This window comes from Mesorhizobium sp. UC74_2 (assembly GCF_042701485.1).
Lineage (GTDB): Bacteria > Pseudomonadota > Alphaproteobacteria > Rhizobiales > Rhizobiaceae > Mesorhizobium.
Genome location: NZ_CP170562.1, coordinates 2,501 through 22,603 on the forward strand (window position 1 = coordinate 2,501; position 20,103 = coordinate 22,603).

15 protein-coding genes, 1 tRNA gene and 2 rRNA genes are annotated in these 20,103 nt (G+C 60.6%); 3 read left to right on the top strand and 15 right to left on the bottom strand.

What is annotated here, in order from left to right:
* Positions 1–93: 93 nt before the first annotated feature.
* The 3 genes from ACFJIU_RS00020 to ACFJIU_RS00030 all read left to right on the top strand — a co-directional run bounded on the left by ACFJIU_RS00020 (position 94) and on the right by ACFJIU_RS00030 (position 3,394).
* Positions 94–2,891 (top strand): 23S ribosomal RNA (locus tag ACFJIU_RS00020).
* A gap of 178 nt (positions 2,892–3,069) precedes the next feature.
* Positions 3,070–3,184, top strand: a 5S ribosomal RNA gene (gene rrf / locus ACFJIU_RS00025).
* 133 nt (positions 3,185–3,317) lie between these two features.
* Positions 3,318–3,394, top strand: a tRNA-Met gene (locus tag ACFJIU_RS00030).
* 168 nt (positions 3,395–3,562) lie between these two features.
* Here ACFJIU_RS00030 and ACFJIU_RS00035 read toward each other — a convergent pair.
* From ACFJIU_RS00035 to asnB, 15 genes are all read right to left on the bottom strand, one after another.
* Complete coding sequence (locus tag ACFJIU_RS00035) at positions 3,563–4,150, bottom strand: dihydroxyacetone kinase subunit L (RefSeq protein ID WP_379066394.1); 588 nt, start codon at positions 4,148–4,150, stop codon at positions 3,563–3,565.
* A 113-nt stretch (positions 4,151–4,263) separates the two neighbouring features.
* Positions 4,264–5,259: a dihydroxyacetone kinase subunit DhaK gene (locus ACFJIU_RS00040; protein WP_379066396.1), complete on the bottom strand. Its 996-nt coding sequence runs from the start codon at positions 5,257–5,259 to the stop codon at positions 4,264–4,266.
* 17 nt (positions 5,260–5,276) lie between these two features.
* Entirely contained in the window at positions 5,277–6,296 is a 1,020-nt protein-coding gene (locus ACFJIU_RS00045) for an ABC transporter permease (protein ID WP_379066398.1), read from the bottom strand.
* Positions 6,293–7,807, bottom strand: a complete 1,515-nt coding sequence (locus ACFJIU_RS00050; protein WP_379066400.1) for a sugar ABC transporter ATP-binding protein — start codon at positions 7,805–7,807, stop codon at positions 6,293–6,295. The genes ACFJIU_RS00045 and ACFJIU_RS00050 overlap by 4 nt, the downstream gene beginning before the upstream one ends.
* A gap of 65 nt (positions 7,808–7,872) precedes the next feature.
* Positions 7,873–8,871 carry an autoinducer 2 ABC transporter substrate-binding protein gene (locus ACFJIU_RS00055; RefSeq protein ID WP_379066402.1) on the bottom strand — a complete coding sequence of 333 codons (999 nt, stop codon included), beginning with the start codon at positions 8,869–8,871 and terminating at the stop codon, positions 7,873–7,875.
* Positions 8,872–8,928: 57 nt separating this feature from the next.
* A complete protein-coding gene (locus ACFJIU_RS00060) occupies positions 8,929–10,425 on the bottom strand; it encodes an FGGY-family carbohydrate kinase (protein WP_379066404.1) in 1,497 nt (498 codons plus the stop codon).
* Positions 10,425–11,525, bottom strand: coding sequence for a M42 family metallopeptidase (locus tag ACFJIU_RS00065; protein ID WP_379066406.1), 1,101 nt, complete (start codon positions 11,523–11,525; stop codon positions 10,425–10,427). The genes ACFJIU_RS00060 and ACFJIU_RS00065 overlap by 1 nt, the downstream gene beginning before the upstream one ends.
* A complete protein-coding gene (locus ACFJIU_RS00070; RefSeq protein ID WP_379066408.1) occupies positions 11,522–12,505 on the bottom strand; it encodes an ABC transporter permease in 984 nt (327 codons plus the stop codon). Before ACFJIU_RS00070 ends, ACFJIU_RS00065 begins: the two co-directional genes overlap by 4 nt.
* Positions 12,506–12,543: 38 nt before the next feature.
* The gene (locus ACFJIU_RS00075) at positions 12,544–13,353 is read right to left on the bottom strand and encodes a BtpA/SgcQ family protein (protein WP_379066410.1); all 810 of its coding nucleotides are present in this window, start codon (positions 13,351–13,353) and stop codon (positions 12,544–12,546) included.
* Between the two features lie 38 nt (positions 13,354–13,391).
* Positions 13,392–14,165: a DeoR/GlpR family DNA-binding transcription regulator gene (locus tag ACFJIU_RS00080; RefSeq protein WP_379066413.1), complete on the bottom strand. Its 774-nt coding sequence runs from the start codon at positions 14,163–14,165 to the stop codon at positions 13,392–13,394.
* Between the two features lie 360 nt (positions 14,166–14,525).
* Positions 14,526–15,143: a glutathione S-transferase family protein gene (locus ACFJIU_RS00085; protein ID WP_379066416.1), complete on the bottom strand. Its 618-nt coding sequence runs from the start codon at positions 15,141–15,143 to the stop codon at positions 14,526–14,528.
* Between the two features lie 220 nt (positions 15,144–15,363).
* Entirely contained in the window at positions 15,364–16,335 is a 972-nt protein-coding gene (gene nadE, locus ACFJIU_RS00090) for an NAD(+) synthase (protein ID WP_379066419.1), read from the bottom strand.
* A complete protein-coding gene (locus tag ACFJIU_RS00095; protein ID WP_379066422.1) occupies positions 16,332–17,885 on the bottom strand; it encodes a class I adenylate-forming enzyme family protein in 1,554 nt (517 codons plus the stop codon). Before ACFJIU_RS00095 ends, nadE begins: the two co-directional genes overlap by 4 nt.
* A gap of 15 nt (positions 17,886–17,900) precedes the next feature.
* On the bottom strand, positions 17,901–18,155 hold the full coding sequence (locus ACFJIU_RS00100) for an acyl carrier protein (RefSeq protein WP_379066424.1): 255 nt from the start codon (positions 18,153–18,155) through the stop codon (positions 17,901–17,903).
* 24 nt (positions 18,156–18,179) lie between these two features.
* Positions 18,180–20,096 (bottom strand): asparagine synthase (glutamine-hydrolyzing), encoded by a 1,917-nt coding sequence (gene asnB, locus ACFJIU_RS00105; protein ID WP_379066426.1) that lies wholly within the window; start codon positions 20,094–20,096, stop codon positions 18,180–18,182.
* Positions 20,097–20,103: the final 7 nt, after the last annotated feature.

Below are 20,103 nucleotides of genomic sequence, written 5' to 3' on the forward strand. Positions count from 1 at the left end.
CTCGAGAAGCTGGTCTTTTTGTGCCAATTCCATCTGTCGCGTGTGAGCTGCAAGGTTCGCGCGCTAAAACTGATGGGCATTGGCAATGAGAACGATCAAGTGTCTTAAGGGCAATTGGTGGATGCCTTGGCATGCACAGGCGATGAAGGACGTGATACGCTGCGATAAGCTACGGGGAGGTGCGAATACCCTTTGATCCGTAGATTTCCGAATGGGGAAACCCACCTAAGGTACTTGGAAAATCAGAGTAGCAGAGCGATCTGCTGCTGTGGTTTCCAAGTATCGATAATAGGTAACTTACCCTGAATACATAGGGGTAAAGTGGCGAACGCGGGGAACTGAAACATCTAAGTACCCGTAGGAAAGGACATCAACCGAGACTCCGCAAGTAGTGGCGAGCGAACGCGGACCAGGCCAGTGGCTTTTGTGAGATAAGTGGAACCTTCTGGAAAGTAGGGCCATAGTGGGTGATAGCCCCGTACACGTAATGCGAACAAAAGTCCTTGAGTAAGGCGGGACACGTGAAATCCTGTCTGAACATGGGGAGACCACTCTCCAAGCCTAAGTACTCGTGCATGACCGATAGCGAACTAGTACCGTGAGGGAAAGGTGAAAAGCACCCCGACAAGGGGAGTGAAAGAGTACCTGAAACCGATTGCCTACAAACAGATGGAGCCCGCAAGGGTGACATCGTACCTTTTGTATAATGGGTCAGCGACTTAGTGTGTCGAGCAAGCTTAAGCCGGTAGGTGTAGGCGCAGCGAAAGCGAGTCTGAACAGGGCGTTCAGTTCGACGCATTAGACCCGAAACCGAGTGATCTAGCCATGAGCAGGTTGAAGGTAGGGTAACACCTACTGGAGGACCGAACCCATAACTGTTGCAATAGTTCGGGATGACTTGTGGCTAGGGGTGAAAGGCCAATCAAACTCGGAAATAGCTGGTTCTCCGCGAAATCTATTTAGGTAGAGCGTCGACCGAATACCCTGGGGGGTAAAGCACTGCATGGGCTAGGGGTCCTCACCGGATTACCAAACCTAAGCAAACTCTGAATACCCAGGAGTACTAGTCGGCAGACACACGGCGGGTGCTAACGTCCGTCGTGAAAAGGGAAACAACCCTGACCTACAGCTAAGGTCCCCAAGTTATGGCTAAGTGGGAAAGGATGTGAGGATCCCAAAACAACCAGGATGTTGGCTTAGAAGCAGCCATCATTTAAAGAAAGCGTAACAGCTCACTGGTCTAAATAAGGGTCTTTGCGCCGAAAATGTAACGGGGCTAAAGCCATACACCGAAGCTTAGGGTTCGCAGTAATGCGAGCGGTAGCGGAGCGTTCTGTAAGCCAGTGAAGCCGTACCCGTGAGGGACGGTGGAGGTATCAGAAGTGCGAATGCTGACATGAGTAACGTAAGGGGAGTGAGAGACTCCCCCGCCGAAAGACCAAGGGTTCCTGCTTAAAGTTAATCTGAGCAGGGTTAGCCGGCCCCTAAGACGAGGCGGAAACGCGTAGTCGATGGGAACCACGTTAATATTCGTGGGCCTGTGGGTAGTGACGGATTGCACAAGTTGTCCAACCTTATCGGATTGGAAGGGCAGCGGAGCGGTTCCAGGAAATAGCTCCCACTTATAGACCGTACCCGAAACCGACACTGGTGGTCAGGTAGAGTATACCAAGGCGCTTGAGAGAACTATGCTGAAGGAACTCGGCAAATTGCACGCGTAACTTCGGAAGAAGCGTGACCCTTCTATGCGCAAGCATGGGAGGGTGGCACAGACCAGGGGGTAGCGACTGTTTATCAAAAACACAGGGCTCTGCGAAGCCGCAAGGCGACGTATAGGGTCTGACGCCTGCCCGGTGCTGGAAGGTTAAGAGGAGGGGTGCAAGCTCTGAATCGAAGCCCCAGTAAACGGCGGCCGTAACTATAACGGTCCTAAGGTAGCGAAATTCCTTGTCGGGTAAGTTCCGACCTGCACGAATGGCGTAACGACTTCCCCGCTGTCTCCAGCATAGACTCAGTGAAATTGAATTCCCCGTGAAGATGCGGGGTTCCTGCGGTTAGACGGAAAGACCCCGTGCACCTTTACTATAGCTTTACATTGGCATTCGTAGTGACATGTGTAGGATAGGTGGTAGGCTTTGAAGCCGAGGCGCCAGCCTTGGTGGAGCCACCCTTGAAATACCACCCTTATTACTATGGATGTCTAACCGCGGCCCGTTATCCGGGTCCGGGACAATGTATGGTGGGTAGTTTGACTGGGGCGGTCGCCTCCTAAAGAGTAACGGAGGCGCGCGATGGTGGGCTCAGAACGGTCGGAAATCGTTCGCTGAGTGCAATGGCATAAGCCTGCCTGACTGCGAGACTGACAAGTCGAGCAGAGACGAAAGTCGGTCATAGTGATCCGGTGGTCCCGTGTGGAAGGGCCATCGCTCAACGGATAAAAGGTACGCCGGGGATAACAGGCTGATGACCCCCAAGAGTCCATATCGACGGGGTTGTTTGGCACCTCGATGTCGACTCATCGCATCCTGGGGCTGGAGCAGGTCCCAAGGGTATGGCTGTTCGCCATTTAAAGCGGTACGTGAGTTGGGTTCAGAACGTCGTGAGACAGTTCGGTCCCTATCTGCCGTGGGTGTAGGAATATTGAAAGGATCTGTCCCTAGTACGAGAGGACCGGGATGGACGTATCTCTGGTGGACCTGTTGTGGCGCCAGCCGCATAGCAGGGTAGCTATATACGGACGGGATAACCGCTGAAGGCATCTAAGCGGGAAACCCACCTTGAAACGAGTATTCCCTGAGAACCGTGGAAGACGACCACGTTGATAGGCCGGGTGTGGAAGAGCGGCAACGCTTGAAGCTTACCGGTACTAATAGTTCGATCGGCTTGATCGTTCTCATTCCTTATGCTCATCAAAAGCGCTCACGCTTGAGCGGCCCTAACGGGCCCAAGCTCCGCGAGGGCGCCGGATGAACCGGCGACGCGCAGTCGCGCTTGCGGGCAATAGCCCGTAACAAAACTGCAAGCGCCAATGGCACAAATACAGCTTCTCGATTACGTGCGTTTTGCCGACCTGGTGGTTATGGCGGAGCGGCTGCACCCGATCCCATTCCGAACTCGGCCGTGAAACGCTCCAGCGCCAATGGTACTTCGTCTCAAGACGCGGGAGAGTAGGTCGCTGCCAGGTCTGCTAAACGCACGTAAAAATTCTCTTTTGATGTTTAAAGCCCCGCCAAACGGGACTTCGGGGCCGCGAAAGCGGCCTTTTCATTTGGCGAGGTGGAATTTTGGTAAGCGAAAGCTTATCTTTATATGGTTGACGCGGGATGGAGCAGCCCGGTAGCTCGTCAGGCTCATAACCTGAAGGTCGTAGGTTCAAATCCTACTCCCGCAACCAAATCAAAACGGCCCGTCGCAAGACGGGCCGTTTGTGTTTTGGGGATGCCGCAAAGGGGCAGATCGGATTTCTATGCCCGCGGGACGAAAGCAATCCAATTTATGCTGATCACGCTTTCAGCGGCGCCGGGGCTGGGGTTGCCGCCCTTAACCAAGCAAAAAACGAGGGCTAAAGGCCTTCCACGATGCGTTGAAGCGCGAGCTGACCCGGATCGGCAAGGCCGATGCTCCTGTCGGCGAACATGCGCGCGCGACCGAGTTTGTTCGGCTGGGTCTTGAAGGTCTCAACGGTCTCGCGTGCCGCTTCGACCGCCTTGTCGATCATCGTGTCGTAAGCCGCGCCGTCGGTCGCCCTGGCAATCGCATCGAGGCTGTCGAGCACGGTCTTGTCGCCGAGCGCGCCCTTGCCACGTGCCATCATGGCGTCGCGTGCAGCAGCGACCAGGGCCGGTATTTCTCCGGGCTCTATCTTTGTCCTGTCTTTGGTCGCCTTGGCCGCGGCCATGAAGCCGGTTGCCACCAGCGTGCCGTAGGATGACGAGGAAACGCGCTGGAACGCCTTGGCGACCTCAAGCAGCGCCAGGCCAAAATCTTCTGGCAACGCGGCATTCGCGGCTTCGGCAAAACCTTCCGAAACGGTGATGCCGAGGTCGCCATCGCCAAGCGCGCCATCGGCTGCACAGAGTTCGGCCGATGCGGCAGCAGCTGCTGTTGAAACGCGTTGCAGAGCCGAGCTCAGCATCTTGGTGTCTATCATCGCGAATTCCTCCCTAAGCGGCTCGTAGCTGGCTGGTGCCAGGGCAATTCGGGCAAGCGGCAGCGGTTTTGCGTATAAACAAAGGTCGGGGCGTTTCCAAAAGCGAAAATGCTCTACACGCGCCAGAAGGCGCAGTCAGCCGGCGCCCTGAGCAGGCGTTCGAGCTCCTCGTCCAGCTTGATGATGGTGATCGTGGCGCCCGTCATCTCCATCGAAGTGGCGTAGCGGCCGACCAGCGGCATAACGATCTCGACACCGAGTGCATCAAGACGCTTCCTGGCGTGGCGATAGAGGATATAGAGCTCTTCCGCAGGCGTCGCACCGAGCGAGTTCACGAGGATCGAAATTCGATCTCCAGGAGCAAGCGGCTGGTCGTCAACCAGGCGTTCGATCATCTCGTCGGCAATGGTATCAGCGGGCCTGATCGCGGCACGCCAGATGCCAGGTTCGCCATGGATACCCATTCCCATTTCCATTTCGCCGTCGCCGATCTCGAAGGTCGGCTTGCCAACCTGCGGAATGGTGCAGGGTGTCAACGCCATGCCGATCGAACGACAGGCATCGGCGGCCTTCTGCGCGACACGGGTGACCTCATCGAGGTCCGCGCCGGTCTCTGCGTATGCGCCAGCCACCTTGAATGCATAGATCATGCCGGCGACGCCCCGACGCTTGGCCGCCTCGTCCTTCGGCGCGGAGACAACATCGTCGGCCAGAACCACGGTGGTCGAGCGGATGTCGTGCTCCAGCTCCACCGTTTCGCCGGCCATATCGAAATTCATCACGTCGCCGCCATAGTTGCCATAGAGGCGGAGTACCCCGGCACCACCATCGGCCAACCGGATGGCTTCGGCCATCTGCTCGGCCGAAGGGCTGGCGAAGACGTTGCCGATCGCACACGCATCGAGCAGGCCCTTGCCGACATAGCCGGTAAAGACCGGCAGATGACCGGAGCCGCCGCCGGTGACGATGCCAACCTTGCCTGTTGTCGTTCCGCCCGCGCGGGCGATCACCCGGCGGGCGGGCTGCGCATAATATTCCGGATGGGCCGCCACCAGACCTTCCAGCATTTCATCGACGTAGTCGGCGGGATTGTTGAGGATTTTCTTCATCGCTGTTTCCTTCGGGATCATGCGCTGAGGGACCGCGAGATGCGCTCGCGATGGCGGGACAGGCGTTCGATGACGATCGGCAGGCCGGTGCCGACAATGATCAGGCCGCCGATGACCACCTTCTGCCAGTAGGATGGGACGCCGGCCATCAGCAGCGTGGTGTTGATCATGGTGATGACGAAGACGCCGAGCAGGGTGCCGGTCACCGTGCCGTAACCACCGGTGATGCGGGCGCCGCCGAGCACCACGGCAGCGATCACGTTGAGTTCCATGCCGACGAGATCGAAGGGATTGGCCATGCGCGACAGCGTCACATGGGTCATGCCGGCCAGGCCCGCTATCGCGCCGGCAAGGACATAGATCATCACCTTGACGTTCCTGACCCTGATGCCGATGCGTTCTGCCGCTTCCTCGGAGCCGCCGATCGCATAGATCTTGCGTCCGAACAAAGTGAGGTTGATGAGCACGGCGACGACCGCCGCGACCCCAACCAGCACCAGGAACGAATAGGGCAGCGAGACCATCTGTCCGGCTGCATTCTCCATTCGAACCAGGACCTTTCGCGAGAAAGCGATGATCTCGCGCGGCACGGTTGTGATGTAGGTGGTGCCGAGGAAGGTGAGCAGCACGCCACGGTAGAGGCTGAGCGTGCCGAGGGTCACGATCAGCGTCGGCAGGCCGAGGATGCCGATGAGCAATCCGTTGAACAGGCCAAGCATGGCGCCGATCAACGCACTGAGGGCGAAGAAAGCGAAGATCGGCAGATCGACGTCCACACCGAGCACGATCTTCATCGTGGCATACATGGCGAAGGCACCTATCGCCGTGCACGAGACATCGATGCCGCCGGATGCCAGCACCATCATCACGCCGAGCGCGAAAATGCCGGTCACCAGCGAGTTGCGCAGCAGGTCGATCAAGGTTGCGACCGAAAAGAAGGCGGGATTGATGATGCCGAGCACCAGCGCGAAAACCAGTACCGTGATGAGCACTACGCCCTGCGGCGTTGCCAGAATCCGGGAAAGAGGCTTGCTCATGCCCGGCCCTCCTTGATGACTTCGTTGTAGAGCCGGTCCTCATCTACGTCGTTGGCGTCGAAACGACCGGTGATTTTCCCGCGCACCATGACAAGGATCGTGTCGGACAGCGCGATCGCCTCGCTGATGTCGTCGGTCACGACCATCACGGCCGTGCCGGATCGGCTGAGCGCGACCAGCAACTCGTGGATCTCGCGTTTCGAGCCGACATCGACGCCGACCGTCGGACCGTTGAGGATCATCAGCTTCGGACTGCGCTCCATCCAGCGTGCCAGCACCACGCGCTGCTGGTTGCCACCGGACAGCGTGGCGACGGAAGGCATCACGTCCGGGGTCTTGATGCGGAGTGCCTTGACCGCGTCACGGGCACGCTGAACCATAGCGCGTGCATCGATAAATCCCGCGCGCAGGTTCTTCTCCAGGCTCGAGACGACGATGTTGTCGCGAATGGTCTGGTTGAGGAACAGGCCTTCGGTCAGGCGATCCTCGGGAACATAAGCAATGCCGTGATCGATGGCGTCGCTTTCGCTGGCGAAAACAACCGGTCGCCCCTCGATCTCGATGCGTCCTTCATCCGCCGCCAGGGTGCCGAACAGCGTGAGCGCCAGCTCGGTACGACCCGAACCGAGCAGGCCGACGACGGAGACGATCTCGCCGGGCCTGAGGTCGATGTCGACATCGGCATACTCACCGCGCCGCCCAAGTTTCCGGATGGAAAGGAACGGTGACGCCGGCTCGGCCTGGGTTCGCGGCAAGCGCTGACTGTCGATCGAACGCCCGGTCATGGCCTCGACGAGGCTTGCGGCATCGAAGTCCTGGATTGGCCCTTCGACCACCACACGACCGTCACGCAGCACGGTGATGGTGTCGCAGATCGCGAAGACTTCCTCGATCTTGTGGCTGACGAACAGGAAGGCGACGCCTTCATCGCGCAGGGCGCCGACGATCTCCAGCAGGCGCGCAACCTCGCTGCGGGTAAGCGCCGTCGTCGGTTCGTCCATCACGATGATGCGTGCGTTGTTGGCAAGCGCGCGGGCGATCGCCACCAGCTGCTTGGAGGCGACCGGCAGCCGCTCGACCGGTGTGTCCGGGTCGATCTCGACGCGCATGCGCTTCAGCGTTTCGGCCGCAAGCGCGCGCCGCGCGCCGCGGCGATGCAATGTATCGCCAGCCGTCACGGCGGCGAGAAATCCGATGTTTTCCCAGACCGTAAGGTTCGGGAACAGGGAGAAATCCTGATAGATCACCGAAAGGCCGACTGAGATCGCGGCCTTGGCGTCATTGCCCTGCAGCCTGCCTGCAATGGTCACCGTGCCCGCATCGGCGCTGACGACGCCCGACAGGATCTTGATCAGTGTCGATTTGCCGGAGCCGTTCTCCCCGGCGAGGCAGCGAACCTCGCCCTCCGCGAGGGAAAGGCTTACATCCGCCAGGACGCGTACCGGACCATACGCCTTGCGTATGGCCCGCATCTCAAGCATGGCCGGTTTGTCTTTTGCTTCTGGTGTCATGGGGCCTCCGCCACGACCGCCGGGCGCAAGGCCCGGCGGCAACTGGCGTCACAGGGAGCCGAGGGTCAGAACTTGTATTCGCCCATATTGTCCTTGGTCACGTCGACCCAGGCCTGGCCATAGATCACCTTGCCGTTGAGACGCACCTTGTTGTAGCCCTCGACGCCGAGATCCATGCCATCGGTGACCTCCTTGCCCTCGATCGCCATCGCAGCGACCTTGTTCATGGCGATGCCTGCCTTGGCCGGATCCCAGAAGGAGATCATGTTGATCTCGCCGCTCTCCAGATATGGCCCGGCGACCGAGACGAGGCTGGTGCCGACGATCGAGACCTTGCCGGTCAGTCCTGCTTCCTCCACCGCGAGGGCGGCGCCGACGACGTCTTCACCGGCCGACCCCTGGATACCCTTCAGGTTCGGATAGGTGCGCAGCAATTCCTTGGTCTTCTGGTAGGCAACCTGCTGCTGCTCGGTGCTTTCGATCTTGTCGGCGACCAGCTTCATCTTGGGGTACTTGGCCTTCTGGTAGGCGATCGCGGCATCCACCCATTCGTTGTGGGTCTTGGCGCTCAGATTGCCGACGAAAACCGCGTACTCGCCTTCACCGCCCATCGCCTTGGCAAGCGCTTCCATGAGATGTTCGCCATAAGCGGCATTGTCGAAGGCTTCGACGTCGTAGGTGACGTTCTTGAGGCTTGATGCCTCGTGGCCAACGACCTTGATGCCTTGACCCAGCGCCTTGGCCAGAACCGGTTCGAGCGCCTCGGGAGAATTCGGCACCACGGTGATGGCGTCGACCTTCTTGGCAATCAGATCCTCGATCATCTGCACCTGAAGTGCGGCATCGGCTGAGGCCGGGCCGACCTGCGAGGCATTTTGCCCCGTGTCCGCGGCATACTGCTTGACGCCTTCTTCCATGCGGTTGAACCAGGCGATGCCGGAGAGCTTCACCACCGTGACGATCGTATGTTTGGCATCCTGGGCATTGGAAGCCACCATGGCTCCTCCGAGCAACACGGCGCCCAACGCCGCTCCCGTTGCCATTTTCCTGAAGTTGAAAGTCATAAGTCCTCCACCACTCTTCTTGTTTGCTCTTTGCAGCCCGCTGTTCGGGACTGTTTTCTACCTGCCGAGCCCCGCCGTCAGATCCTTCGTCCTGGCGTAGAGCTCCCTGTAGGTTCGATAGCCGGATGCGTAGACAGACCGGTTTCGCGCGTCCGGCTCGATTTCGCGCTCAACCGGATTCCAGTTCTGGATATCGCCGCGCCGGGCATCACCCACGGCGACGGCAGCGAGGAAGGCGTTGCCAAGGGCCGCACCGATGGTCTTGACGCATACGGCCTGCTTCCACCCGGTGACGTCGGAGATCGCCTGTGACCAGACACGGTTCTTGGTGCCGCCGCCGACCGCCGCTATGCGCTGCAGTGGCGCGCCGGCATTCCGGTACGTCTCGACAATGTCGTTGACACCGTAGGCGATACCCTCCAGCAGGCCGCGGTAGATGTCGGCACGCCGGTGGGTGAGATTCAGGCCAAACACCATGCCCCTGGCGTGCGGATCGTGGATCGGCGTGCGCTCACCCGAGAAATAGGGAAGGACCAGAACGCCGTTTGCCCCGACCGGGGATGTCTCGGCTTCTTCCGCGAGCTGCCGCAGGGCGGATTGGGGATCAAGCTCGCGGGCGAATTGCTCCTGGAACCAGCGCGTCAGCGTGCCACTGGTCGAGGTGCCGGACATGCACGCATGCTGTCCCTCGAACAGCCATGGCGCGTACCACAGCCTCGGATCCTCGACCCGGCTGTCGGTGACGAGGATGATGAACATGGTCGAACCGTACATCATCATCATCTCGCCAGCGCCGAGAACGCCGACGCTGACAGCTTCGGATGCTGCATCGATGGTTCCAGCGGTAACCGGTGTCCCGACCGCGAGACCCGTCGCTTCTGCGGCAGCCTGGCTTACCGTCCCGGCGATATCGGTCGTCCAGAGCAGGTCCGGGAGGCGCTCCGGCGCGATGATGCGCTCGGCATAACGATCACTCCATTGATGCGTGCGCACGTCATAAAGTGGACTGGAGCTGCCGGCTGAATAGTGATCGATCACGTAGCGACCGGTCAGGCGATGGATGAGAAAGGACGATGAGTTGAGGACCTTGTGGGTGCGCGCATAAAGATCGGGCCGGTTCTTCTTCAGCCACAGGATCTTCGGCCCGACCGACTGAGAGGTGAGTGAATTGCCTCCCGACCGGATCAGCTCTTCAAGACCGATCTCGTTCGTGAGTTCCTCGATCTCGACTGTCGCGCGCGTATCGACACCGTAGAGCACGGCGTTCATCAGCGGTTCGCCGTCGGCATCCACCGGCAGCATGCATGGGCCGATGCCGCTGGTTCCGACCGAGCGGATATCGGCGGGCGCAACGCCGCTCGTTGCGATCAACTCCTTGCTGATCGAGCAGAATTCGAGCCACCAGTCGCGCATCGCGTCGTGCTCGGCCCAACCCGGACGCGGCACGAGCATCTTGTGCGGCCGCGTCGCGGTCGCGGCGATGACACCGTGACCGTCGACGAGGACGCCCTTGGACTCGTAAGTCCCGATATCGATACCAAGATAGTACGGCATCAGGTGTAGAGATCGCGATCGAGGCTGAACTTGGAATCGATCCGGCGGATACCGGCGACAAGCAGCCTGGTCAGCCCTTCGAGATCGCGCAGGTCGCACATTTCGAGCGCCGTATGGGTGTAGCGGCAAGGGAAGCAGAGATCGATGCAGGCGACCCCTTCGCCGACCAGTTGCACATAGGACGAGTCAGTCAGGGCGCCGGTGTGCGCCGTGCGCTGCAGGTTGATGTCCTCGGCTGTCGCCGTTTCGTCGAAAAGACGCGGCAGTGCCGGATGCGGGATCGTTCCGTTCAGCGTGCCGCGGCCGTGGAAGGAATAGAGAGCCATGGCAGGCCCCGCGCCAAGTTCGACCTCGCCGCGATGCGCCATGTCGGGGGTGTCGGAGTTGAGTGCGAGATCGAGCTGGATTGCAATGTCGGGCTTGATCGCCTGGGCCGCGACCATCGCGCCGCGCAGGTTGAATTCCTCCAGGACGGCGAAGACGAAATGGACGGTCGGCCTGACGTCGCTTTTGGCAAGCTGCCGTGCGACCTCCACGACGACGGCACAGCCGGCACGGTCGTCGACGGAGGTTCCGATCAGCCGGTTTTCGTTGAGGTGGATGACGCGCGGATCATAAACCACGGGCGTGCCGATCTCGATACCCAGAGCGCGCACCGCTTCGGCATCCTGCGCGCCGACATCGATGAAGAGGTCGGCATAAGGTGTGACCTTGTACTTCTCCTCGGCCGGCGTGGCATGATGGCTCTTGTTGGCGATGACGCCATGTACGTCCTTGCCCTCGCCAACGCAGAAGAGAACCGCCTGCGCCGGCAAGGCCTTTTCCGGAATGCCACCGAGCCGCTCGATGCGGACCAGGCCGTTGGCTTCAATCTTGCGCACGATGAAGCCGAGCTGGTCGATGTGAGCGAACAGCATCACCGAGGGTGCTGCTTCATCGCCTTCCAGCGTGGCAATCAGATTACCGAGTTTGTCCGTGCGCAGTTTCAGCGGCAGGTCGGCAAGCTCGCGGGCGATCAGGCGGCGCACGCGATCCTCATGGCCCGACAGGCCAGGAGTGAGCATCAGGGATTCGAGCAGGGAGCGGAGACGCGCCTTCATGAGGGCTTGGCCTTTCGTTGGAACAGCGTGGCAAAACCGACCGATCCGGCAACCGCGCGCAGTGACATGACGGCCACCAGAAGGCCGCCGAAGAACAGGTCGCGCGAGAACGCGCTGAAGGAGAGGCTGTTCAGCCCGCTCGAAATGAACTGCAGGCTGATCACCGCCAGCACGACGCCAGCGACGGTGCCGAAACCGCCCGCAGGGCTGACGCCGGCGAGGATGTTGATGAGGATCACCAGCAGGAGGTAGGACGAGCCGTAGTCGGCATTGGCCGAGTTCACGCGCGCCAGCACGACAAGTCCGGCAAGCGCTGCAATGAAACCGGTGATGGCATAGATGCGGATCAGCAGTCCGCGTTCACGGATGCCGGCGAACTTGGCGGCAACCGGATTGGCACCGAAGAGCCGCAGCCTGAGGCCAACCGGAGTTCGTTTCAGCAATACGGAGAGCGCCAGGGCGACGAGGGCGAAGAGCAGCAGGGGCAAGGGCAGGAGTCCGCCAATCGACCAGTTGCCGAAAGCCGTGTACCAATCGGGCAAACCGGTGATCGCCGGCCCGCGGGTGATTGCAATGCCGAAGCCGGCAAAAAGCTGCATCGTGCCAAGGGTCGCAAGGATCGGTGGCAGCCGCAGGTAGGCGATCAGAAAGCCGTTGAAGGCGCCGCATGCCGTTCCCACGGCGAGTGCCGCAGGGACGGCGAGCCAGGCCAGTTCAGGCGCGGCTTTCATGATGACGGCAGCTGTGATGGCGGCAAGGTTCGCGGTGGCCACCACAGAGAGGTCGATGCCGCCTGATACCATCGTCGGCAGCACCGCCAGCGCCAGCAGTCCGAACTCTGGAAACTGGAAGCCCATCGAGTTCAGATTGGTTGCGGTCAGGAAGCTCGGGGAGGTCACGGCCAGCACGACGAAGATCAGCACTGTCAGAACAGCGAGGCTCTTCAGGTAACTGTTCGTCGTGTCTTGTCTGGCGTTCATGTTTCCTCCCACTCGCGCGCCGATCTCAGTGGCTGATCTCAGTGACCCCGCGCGGTCTTCACGATGCGCATGAACTCCTTGGCCCGCTCTGGATCGACAGCCTTCCAGGTGTCGCCGTCGATCTTCAGCGAAGAACCGACGATGCAGCCGTCCGCGATCCTGAGGATGTCGGCGACGGTGTTGTGGCGCACCCCGGTATTGGCGAGCACGGGCGTGGTCGACAGGACCGCCTTTACCGATTCCAGTGCGTTCATTTCCGCCGCCTCGCCAGTGATGGCTCCGGAGACGAGAACGGCGTCGGGGATGGAAGAGAAGACCGCCGAGCGCGCGCGATCGGCGAGCGCGCGGCGGTCAAGGGAGTCGGCGAATTCAGCCGACACGTTATAGAGCATCACCAGATCGGCGCGGTTCAGCCTGTTGCGGTAGCGCATCGCGGCGCCGGCGTTCGGCTCCCACGGGCCCATGTCGGATGCGTAGGTGCCGGTGAAGATTTCACGGACGAAGGACGCACCGGTGGCTGCCGCAAGCGCGACCGTGCTGGTCGGATCCCACAGCACGTTGACGCCGAACGGCTTTTCGATTTCGGAGCGCAACTGGCCGATGACATAGGCCATGGTCGCGGTCGAGGCGACGTCGACCTTGAGCTCGTAAGGGCGGTCATTCTCATTGCCGAACATGACGGCATCGACATCAGCAGCCTGGAGTGCCTTGAGGTCGCGACGCGCCGCTTCCACGATGCCGTCGATACCCGCCTCGGCGTCGTAGAGCGGTGTGCCAGGCAGCGGGTTCAGGTGCACCATGGCGATGATCGGTTTCTTGCCGCCGAACAGCGCGTTGAATTTGCTCATTTCTGGTATTGCCTTTCTAAGTTGCGGGTGACGAGACGTCACACCGTCTGGATGGCGCCAAACCGGCCGCGATAGGGAGCAAGCAGCGGTTCGGCGTCGGTATCGGTGATGAACAGGTCGACGGCCTCCAGCGGACACACCGCCGTGAAGCTCCTCGTATTGAGCTTGCTGTGGTCGGCGACCAGGACCGTGCGCGTCGCCTGGGCGATCGCAATGCGCTTCGTCTGCGCCTCGTCCTGAGTGGAATTGGTGATGCCGGTCTCGTCGATGGCGTCTGCTGCGAGGAAGAACGTGTCGGCACGGATGTCTTTCAGGGCGTCGGCGACCCAGGCACCGACAATGCTGAAGTAGCCGTTGCGGACACGGCCGCCGACCAGATGCACTTCGGTGTCGCCACTCGCTGCCGCTTCCGCCACTTTCAGGTCCATGGTCACGATCGTCAGCGGACGTCCCGCCAAAGCCCGTGCAACGGCCAGCGCGGTGGTGCCGGAATCAAGGATGACCACTTTCTTGTTCTCGACCGTGGCAGCGGCCGCAACGCCGATGCGTTGCTTGAGATTTTGATGGACGCGGAGCTTCTCGAGGAAAAGCGGTTCGGTGATGCTTTCGCCGACGCCACGCGCCACGACGCCGCCATGCGTGCGGGCAACGAGGCCTGCCTGCTCCAGCACCGACAAGTCGCGACGAATGGTGGCGAGCGAAATGCCAAGGCGGGATGCCAGCTCGGTGGTGCCCACGCGCTTCAATTCAACGATGAGGTCCAGCATCTGCTGATGCCGCTCGTGCGGAAACCGCGTTCGAGAGCTTTCCATGTTGTCCTCCTGTTGTGATTGATAGTGATCGTTTTGAATGAGTCAAGCATTGACGATCAAAATTGTCGTTGCGCGATTTTTCGTTCGCGCACGTTGGCGCGTCGTGAAGCGCTCACTCTTGCGAAGGAGAGGGCTGACGGACTTCATCGTCGAGAGGCGTCGACATGGCTGGGAGAGTCTTCCGATCGCGGGCGCGTATCAGGAGGCGGGATAGTCGAAAATCGCCTACGCTCCAGATCCTCGAATGCGGTTCGAAATCGAACGCGAGACGGCCCTCTCTGCACGGCAAGGCGCAGAAAGGGCCGTCTTCGAACTCAGGATGAATAACTCTGTGTCGAGCGGATTGGATCCGTTAGGCAATCAGTCGTGCGTCTCGCCATCATACTGGGTGGCTTGCATGGAAGGACGCTGCAGAAAATCTCTGAACCATTTCGACAGCCGCGGCCTTCCCGTTTCGAAGTCGGGCAGGTTGCGGAAGGCCAGCCAGTCCAGCGCAGTGGCCACAGCGATGTGGCCGACATGCAGCGGCTCATCCAACTCAGTCGCCTGCTCGAGATAATCGTAGGATTCGATGAGCTTCGTCTTCATCCCTTCGGCAAGGGCGGGATAACGGAGGTGTTCCGGACGGCGCGAGGTGTCCCAGCGCAAACCGATGCCGGCTTCGCACATGCCTTGCGCGACCGCCTGCATGCGCAGGGCCGCCCGGCGCCGAGCACCGGCAGGCGGTATCAATACAGCGTGCCTGTTGAGCGTTTCGAGATAGTCGCAGATCACGATGGAATCGAAGATCGCCTCGCCGTCAGCAAGAACGAGAACCGGCACCTTGCCCAGGGGATTGACCGCGAAGACCTGGTCGTTGCGATTGGTTGGGCTGGTTTCATGGTGAATGACACATAGCTGCGCAGCAAGTCCCGCTTCATGCGCGAAGACCAGAACCTTGCGCGCATATGGGGAGTGGGTCTGATAAAGAAGGTCCATTGTCGATCCAGTCTGACGGTTACGCACATGGCACAGATGCACGTTTCACCGTTCGCCAACGGAGACATTGCCTGATCGTGTCGGTCTGTGCTGATGGAACAGTATTGCGTCAGAGGGGATAATAGCGCTGCATTTCTCGTCAAATGACGAGCGAAAATTGCGCGCGGGCCGATGCCGGCATGCATCTTCGCTCGTTGCAGCCAAATAGCCGGTGGCGCGCCTATTCGGCGATCAATTGCGGCGTCATGTGCAGATAGCGTGCTGCCTTGCGCTTGGCGGCGATATCCTTCCAGACAAACTCGACCTGATCGATGGTGAGGCCAACAGCCTGGGCAACTTCCGGGGCAGGCACTGCATGGTCCAACGCGTAAAGGCAAAGATCCATCTTGTCGTAAGGCAGCACGAAGTAGAACTCTTCCTGCGTCTGCGGCAGCGAATAGGTGTCCGTCGTCGGTGGCCGCGCACGAATCTCGGCAGGAACGCCGAGATATTCGGCGAGCTTGTAGACCTGTGTCTTGTAGAGATGCGCGATCGGCTTGATGTCGGCGGCTCCATCACCATTCTTGACGAAGAAGCCCTGGTCGTACTCCAGCCGGTTCGGCGTGCCGAGCACGGCATAATTCAACCGGTCGGCATGATAATATTCCAGCTGCTTGCGGGTGCGCTGCTTCATGTTGGTGGCGGCGACGATGCCAAGATAGGTCTCCACCGGCAGTCGCAGCTTCTTCTCCACTCCGTCCGGCGAACGAACGACCAGCGATGAGAGATTGTAGCCGCCGGTGGTGAGGCCGTTGTCGAAAACGATTTTGGATGCCCAGCCCACGCCGTAGTCCGGTTCGACCTGGCGGATGAAGGCATCGCGGCGCTCATAGCATCCCATGGCGGCCAACATCGGCGCCATGTCCTCGACGGTGCGCTCAATGCCAAACGTATCGGCGACCAATGTCCCGAGTCGCCGGCTTTCGGGATCGGAATCGGCTTCGGGCATCAGCAGTGCAAAGACGTGACCGGGGCCAAGCGCACGCACCGCCAGCCCGGCGCAGACGCTGGAATCGATGCCGCCGGAGAGGCCAAGGACGAGACCGCGTCGTCGCAGATCCTTGCGCAGGCTTTCACGGATCATCCCGGCAATGCGGTCGGTCTCCGCCGCTGGATCGAAATCGAGCGCCGAGGCCGAAAAGCGGATGGTCATACGTCAGGCCCTTTTCTGGTGAGGTGCATTTCAGCCGCCAGCCGGCGGCTGAGCTTGCCGCTGTCGGTTTTGGGCAAAGCGGCGACGAATTCAATCACCTTGGGAACCATGTAGTCCTCCAGGTGGCGCGCGCAGTGGCGCATCACTTCGCGTTCGGTCAACTTCGGATCGGCCAACACCACAAAGGCCTTGATGGACTGTCCGAGCACCGGGTCGGGGACACCAGCCACCAGCGCTTCGGCGACGCCGGGCAACGCATGCAGGACGGTCTCGACTTCTTTCGGCGCCACCTTTTCGCCGCGCGATTTGATGATGTCGTCGCGGCGGGCCACGAAGGTGAGGAAGCCGTCGGCATCGGCGGTGAAAAGGTCGCCGGTATGGAGCTCCAGTGCCCCGGTTTCCGGATGTGTGCGTAGCACCTTGGCGGTTGCCTCCGGCGCTTCCCAATATCCCTTCATCACATTTGGCCCCCTGACCACCAGTTCGCCGACGGTATCGGGCTCTGCCGGTTTGCCGGCTTCGTCCATGACGTAGGCCCGCATTCCCGGGATGGCGATGCCTGCGGAGCCGGGTCGTTTTTCCAACTGTTCGGGCGGCAGATAGGTGGCGCGAATGCATTCGGTCTGGCCGTACATCGAATAGAGACGGGCACCAGGCAGGAAGTTTCCTAGTCGACGAATATGATCGACCGGCAATGGTGCGGCAGCGCTGGTGAGATAGCGCAGGCTGGCGAACAGGGCCGGGTCGAGATCTTTCATCTGCAGCATCATGGCGACCATCGAAGGCACCAAGGGAAAGCCGGTGGCGCGCTCGTCGCGCAAGCGCTCGAAGACGGCATAGGGAAAAGCAAAGGATTTTTCGAGAACGAGCGTCGCGCCGCTGAGCACAGCGGTCAAAAGCTGCGTCAGCCCATAGCCGAAGGACAGCGGCAGGACGCTAAGGATGATGTCGTCGGTGGTGTTTTCGAGATAGGAGACGATGGAGGATGCAGCCGCGTCGAGATTGGCATGCGCCATCATCACCCCCTTGGGGTCGCCCGTGGAGCCGGACGTATAGAGGATCGCTGCAAGATCTTCCTCTTGCCGGCCGTTGCCGTTCGTTGACATCGGCTCGGCGAGCAGGGCACTCGTGAAAAGGGACGCGTTTGGCAGCGTGGCGTGCGATTCCGTCAACAGAACATGGAGCGGTGCTGGAAATTGCTGCGCGGCTTCTGCAACGACCGGGGCCAGCCTGCCTTGCGTTATGATGGCGGCCGGACGGCAGTGGTTGAGAAGGAAAGCGATGCGCCCGGCCTTTGCCGAGGGATTGACCGGCACCAGTACAGCGCCCGATATCCAGACTGCGAAGATGGAAAGGGCAGCCTCGATGCCATTGTCCATGAAGACCAGAACGCGATCGCCCCGATGTACACCGGCGCCGGCCAGCGCTGCGGCGAGACGCTCCGCCGATTGATTGAATTCAGCATAGCTTATCCGCCGGTCGCCACAGACCAGCGCCGTTCGGCGGCCTGTATCGGCTGCACGTGCGCGAAGGTGGGCTTCTAGGCGCATCTCTCGCAGCCCGCCTTAAGCGGCCCGCTTGCTGTCGACATAAGCGAGAATGCGGGCGATCGAGTCGAGATTGGCAGGAACGATCTCGCGATCCTCCACCTTGAAGCCGAACTCCTTCTCAATATAGCCGACCAGCTCGAGGATTCCTGTCGAATCGACAAGATCGTTGTCGATCAGTGACATATCGTCGGGCAACGGCTGGTTGTCGTCGCCAAACAGGAAGTTCTCGATGATGAAGGCGCGGATCGCCGTCTTGGTGTCGTCTGCCATGATCTCTGTCCCCGGTGTTTCCCATCATTCGGTCTTCGTGGAGAACGTGTCCAGCCAGAGCTGGGTCGAAACGATGCCGACAAAGGCGGTATCGTCCCGGAAGCTGGCCGTCTCCTGATGCAAGACCTTGTTTTTCAGTTTTTCGACCGCCGCGGCATTGAAGAAGCCACCCTTGGCAACAGCCTCTGCGGAGAGCGCCTCTGCGAGGTAGCCAGGCGGCGTTGCGGCAAAGGCCTGGCTGTCCGGTGCGCGATACGGCTGTTTGGGCCGCTCGATGATTGCCTCGGGGACCAGACCCTTCGCGGCCTGCTTGAGGATGTGCTTTTCCCGCAGCCCGTGCAGCTTCATGTCCGGCGACAGGCCCGCTGCGAAGTCGATGACACGCGGATCAAGGAACGGGAACCGGCCCTCGACGCTGTTTGCCATCATGACCCGGTCGCCCTGGGCGGAGAGGATGTAGCCCGGCAGCAGGAACGACGTTTCCAGATATTGAGCCTGGTGCAATGGATGCCAGCGCGAAAAGTCCGGCGGCAGCATGGAAGCCAGTTCCGTCGTCGCATCATAATCGCCGAGTTCCCGCTTGAGTTCGGGCGAGAAGAACAGCTTGGCGGCACTTGTCGAACGGAAGCGCGGCCGATGTGAGTAGAGAAGATCGTCGATACGATCGTCCCCGGCACCGAAGAAGCGGGCCAGATATTCCGGCGATTGCCGCTGCAGGCCAGGCAGATAGGGATAGAGTCGCTGGAAAAGCAGCGGCCGCCATTTTGAGTTGGGCTGACGGCCGCAGAAGCGGCGCAGTCTCGCTTCGCGGAAGATGTCGTATCCGGCAAACAACTCGTCCGCACCTTCGCCGGTGAGCACCGCCTTGATGCCATTGTCGTGCACCAGTGCCGAAAGCTTGGCGAGTGGCGCCGGCGCGGTGCGCAGGATCGGCCGTTCGACATGACGGATGACCGATGGGAACAATTGCGAGATATCGCCGGCGGCGCAGCGGACCGTGGTGTGTTTCACGCCGAGAGTCGTGGCCATCAAGGCCTGCCATTTGCTCTCGTCATGCTCTTCACTGTCGAAGCCGAGCGAAAAGGTGCTGAGCCGCTCCGGCTGTGCCCGGGCGGCGAGTGTCGACACGAAAGAGGAATCCAGGCCACCGGACAGATAGGAGCCAACAGGAACATCGGCGCGAAGGCGAATACGGGTGGCGTCGTCGAGCAATGCCCGCAGCTCTTCGACAGCGTCGGCTCGCGACCGGACATGTCCGGCATCGGGATAGCTCTGCCGCCACCAGGCGTGCCGGTCGATGCGCCCCTCGTCTACGATCATCAGGTGACCGGGCGGCAATTCCGAAATGCCCTTGAATGCCGTTCGGGGTGCAAGCGGCGCCCACAAAGTGAAGATCTGGTCGAGCGCGAGCGGATCGAGGCTGGCCTCGATGCCCGGCACGGTGAGCAATGCCTTGATCTCGGAAGCAAAGAACAGCGTGTCGCCACGCTGGACATGGAACAACGGGCGTACGCCCATGCGATCGCGGGCCAGCACCATGCGTCTTTGCCGCGTGTCCCACAGCGCAAAGGCAAAGTCCCCATTGAGGTCGTGAAGGCAGTCCAGGCCCTTCTCGGCGTAGAGATGCAGGATGACCTCGGTGTCCGACTGCGTGCGGAACTGTCGGCCTCTGGCGATCAGTTCGTTGCGCAACTCGACGTAGTTGAAGATCTCGCCATTGTAGGAAATCACCAGATTGTCGGACGCGTCCGACATCGGCTGATGGCCATCGCCGAGACCGACGATCGACAGCCGTCGATGCGCCAGCCCGGCTTCGCCATCGACGTGGATACCACTGTCATCCGGACCCCGATGAGAGAGCTTGCTCGTCATGCGAGCCAGCAGCGCCTTCGCATCAGCCGGCGCTACACCCTTTCCGAAATACCCCGCCACCCCGCACATCAGGCCA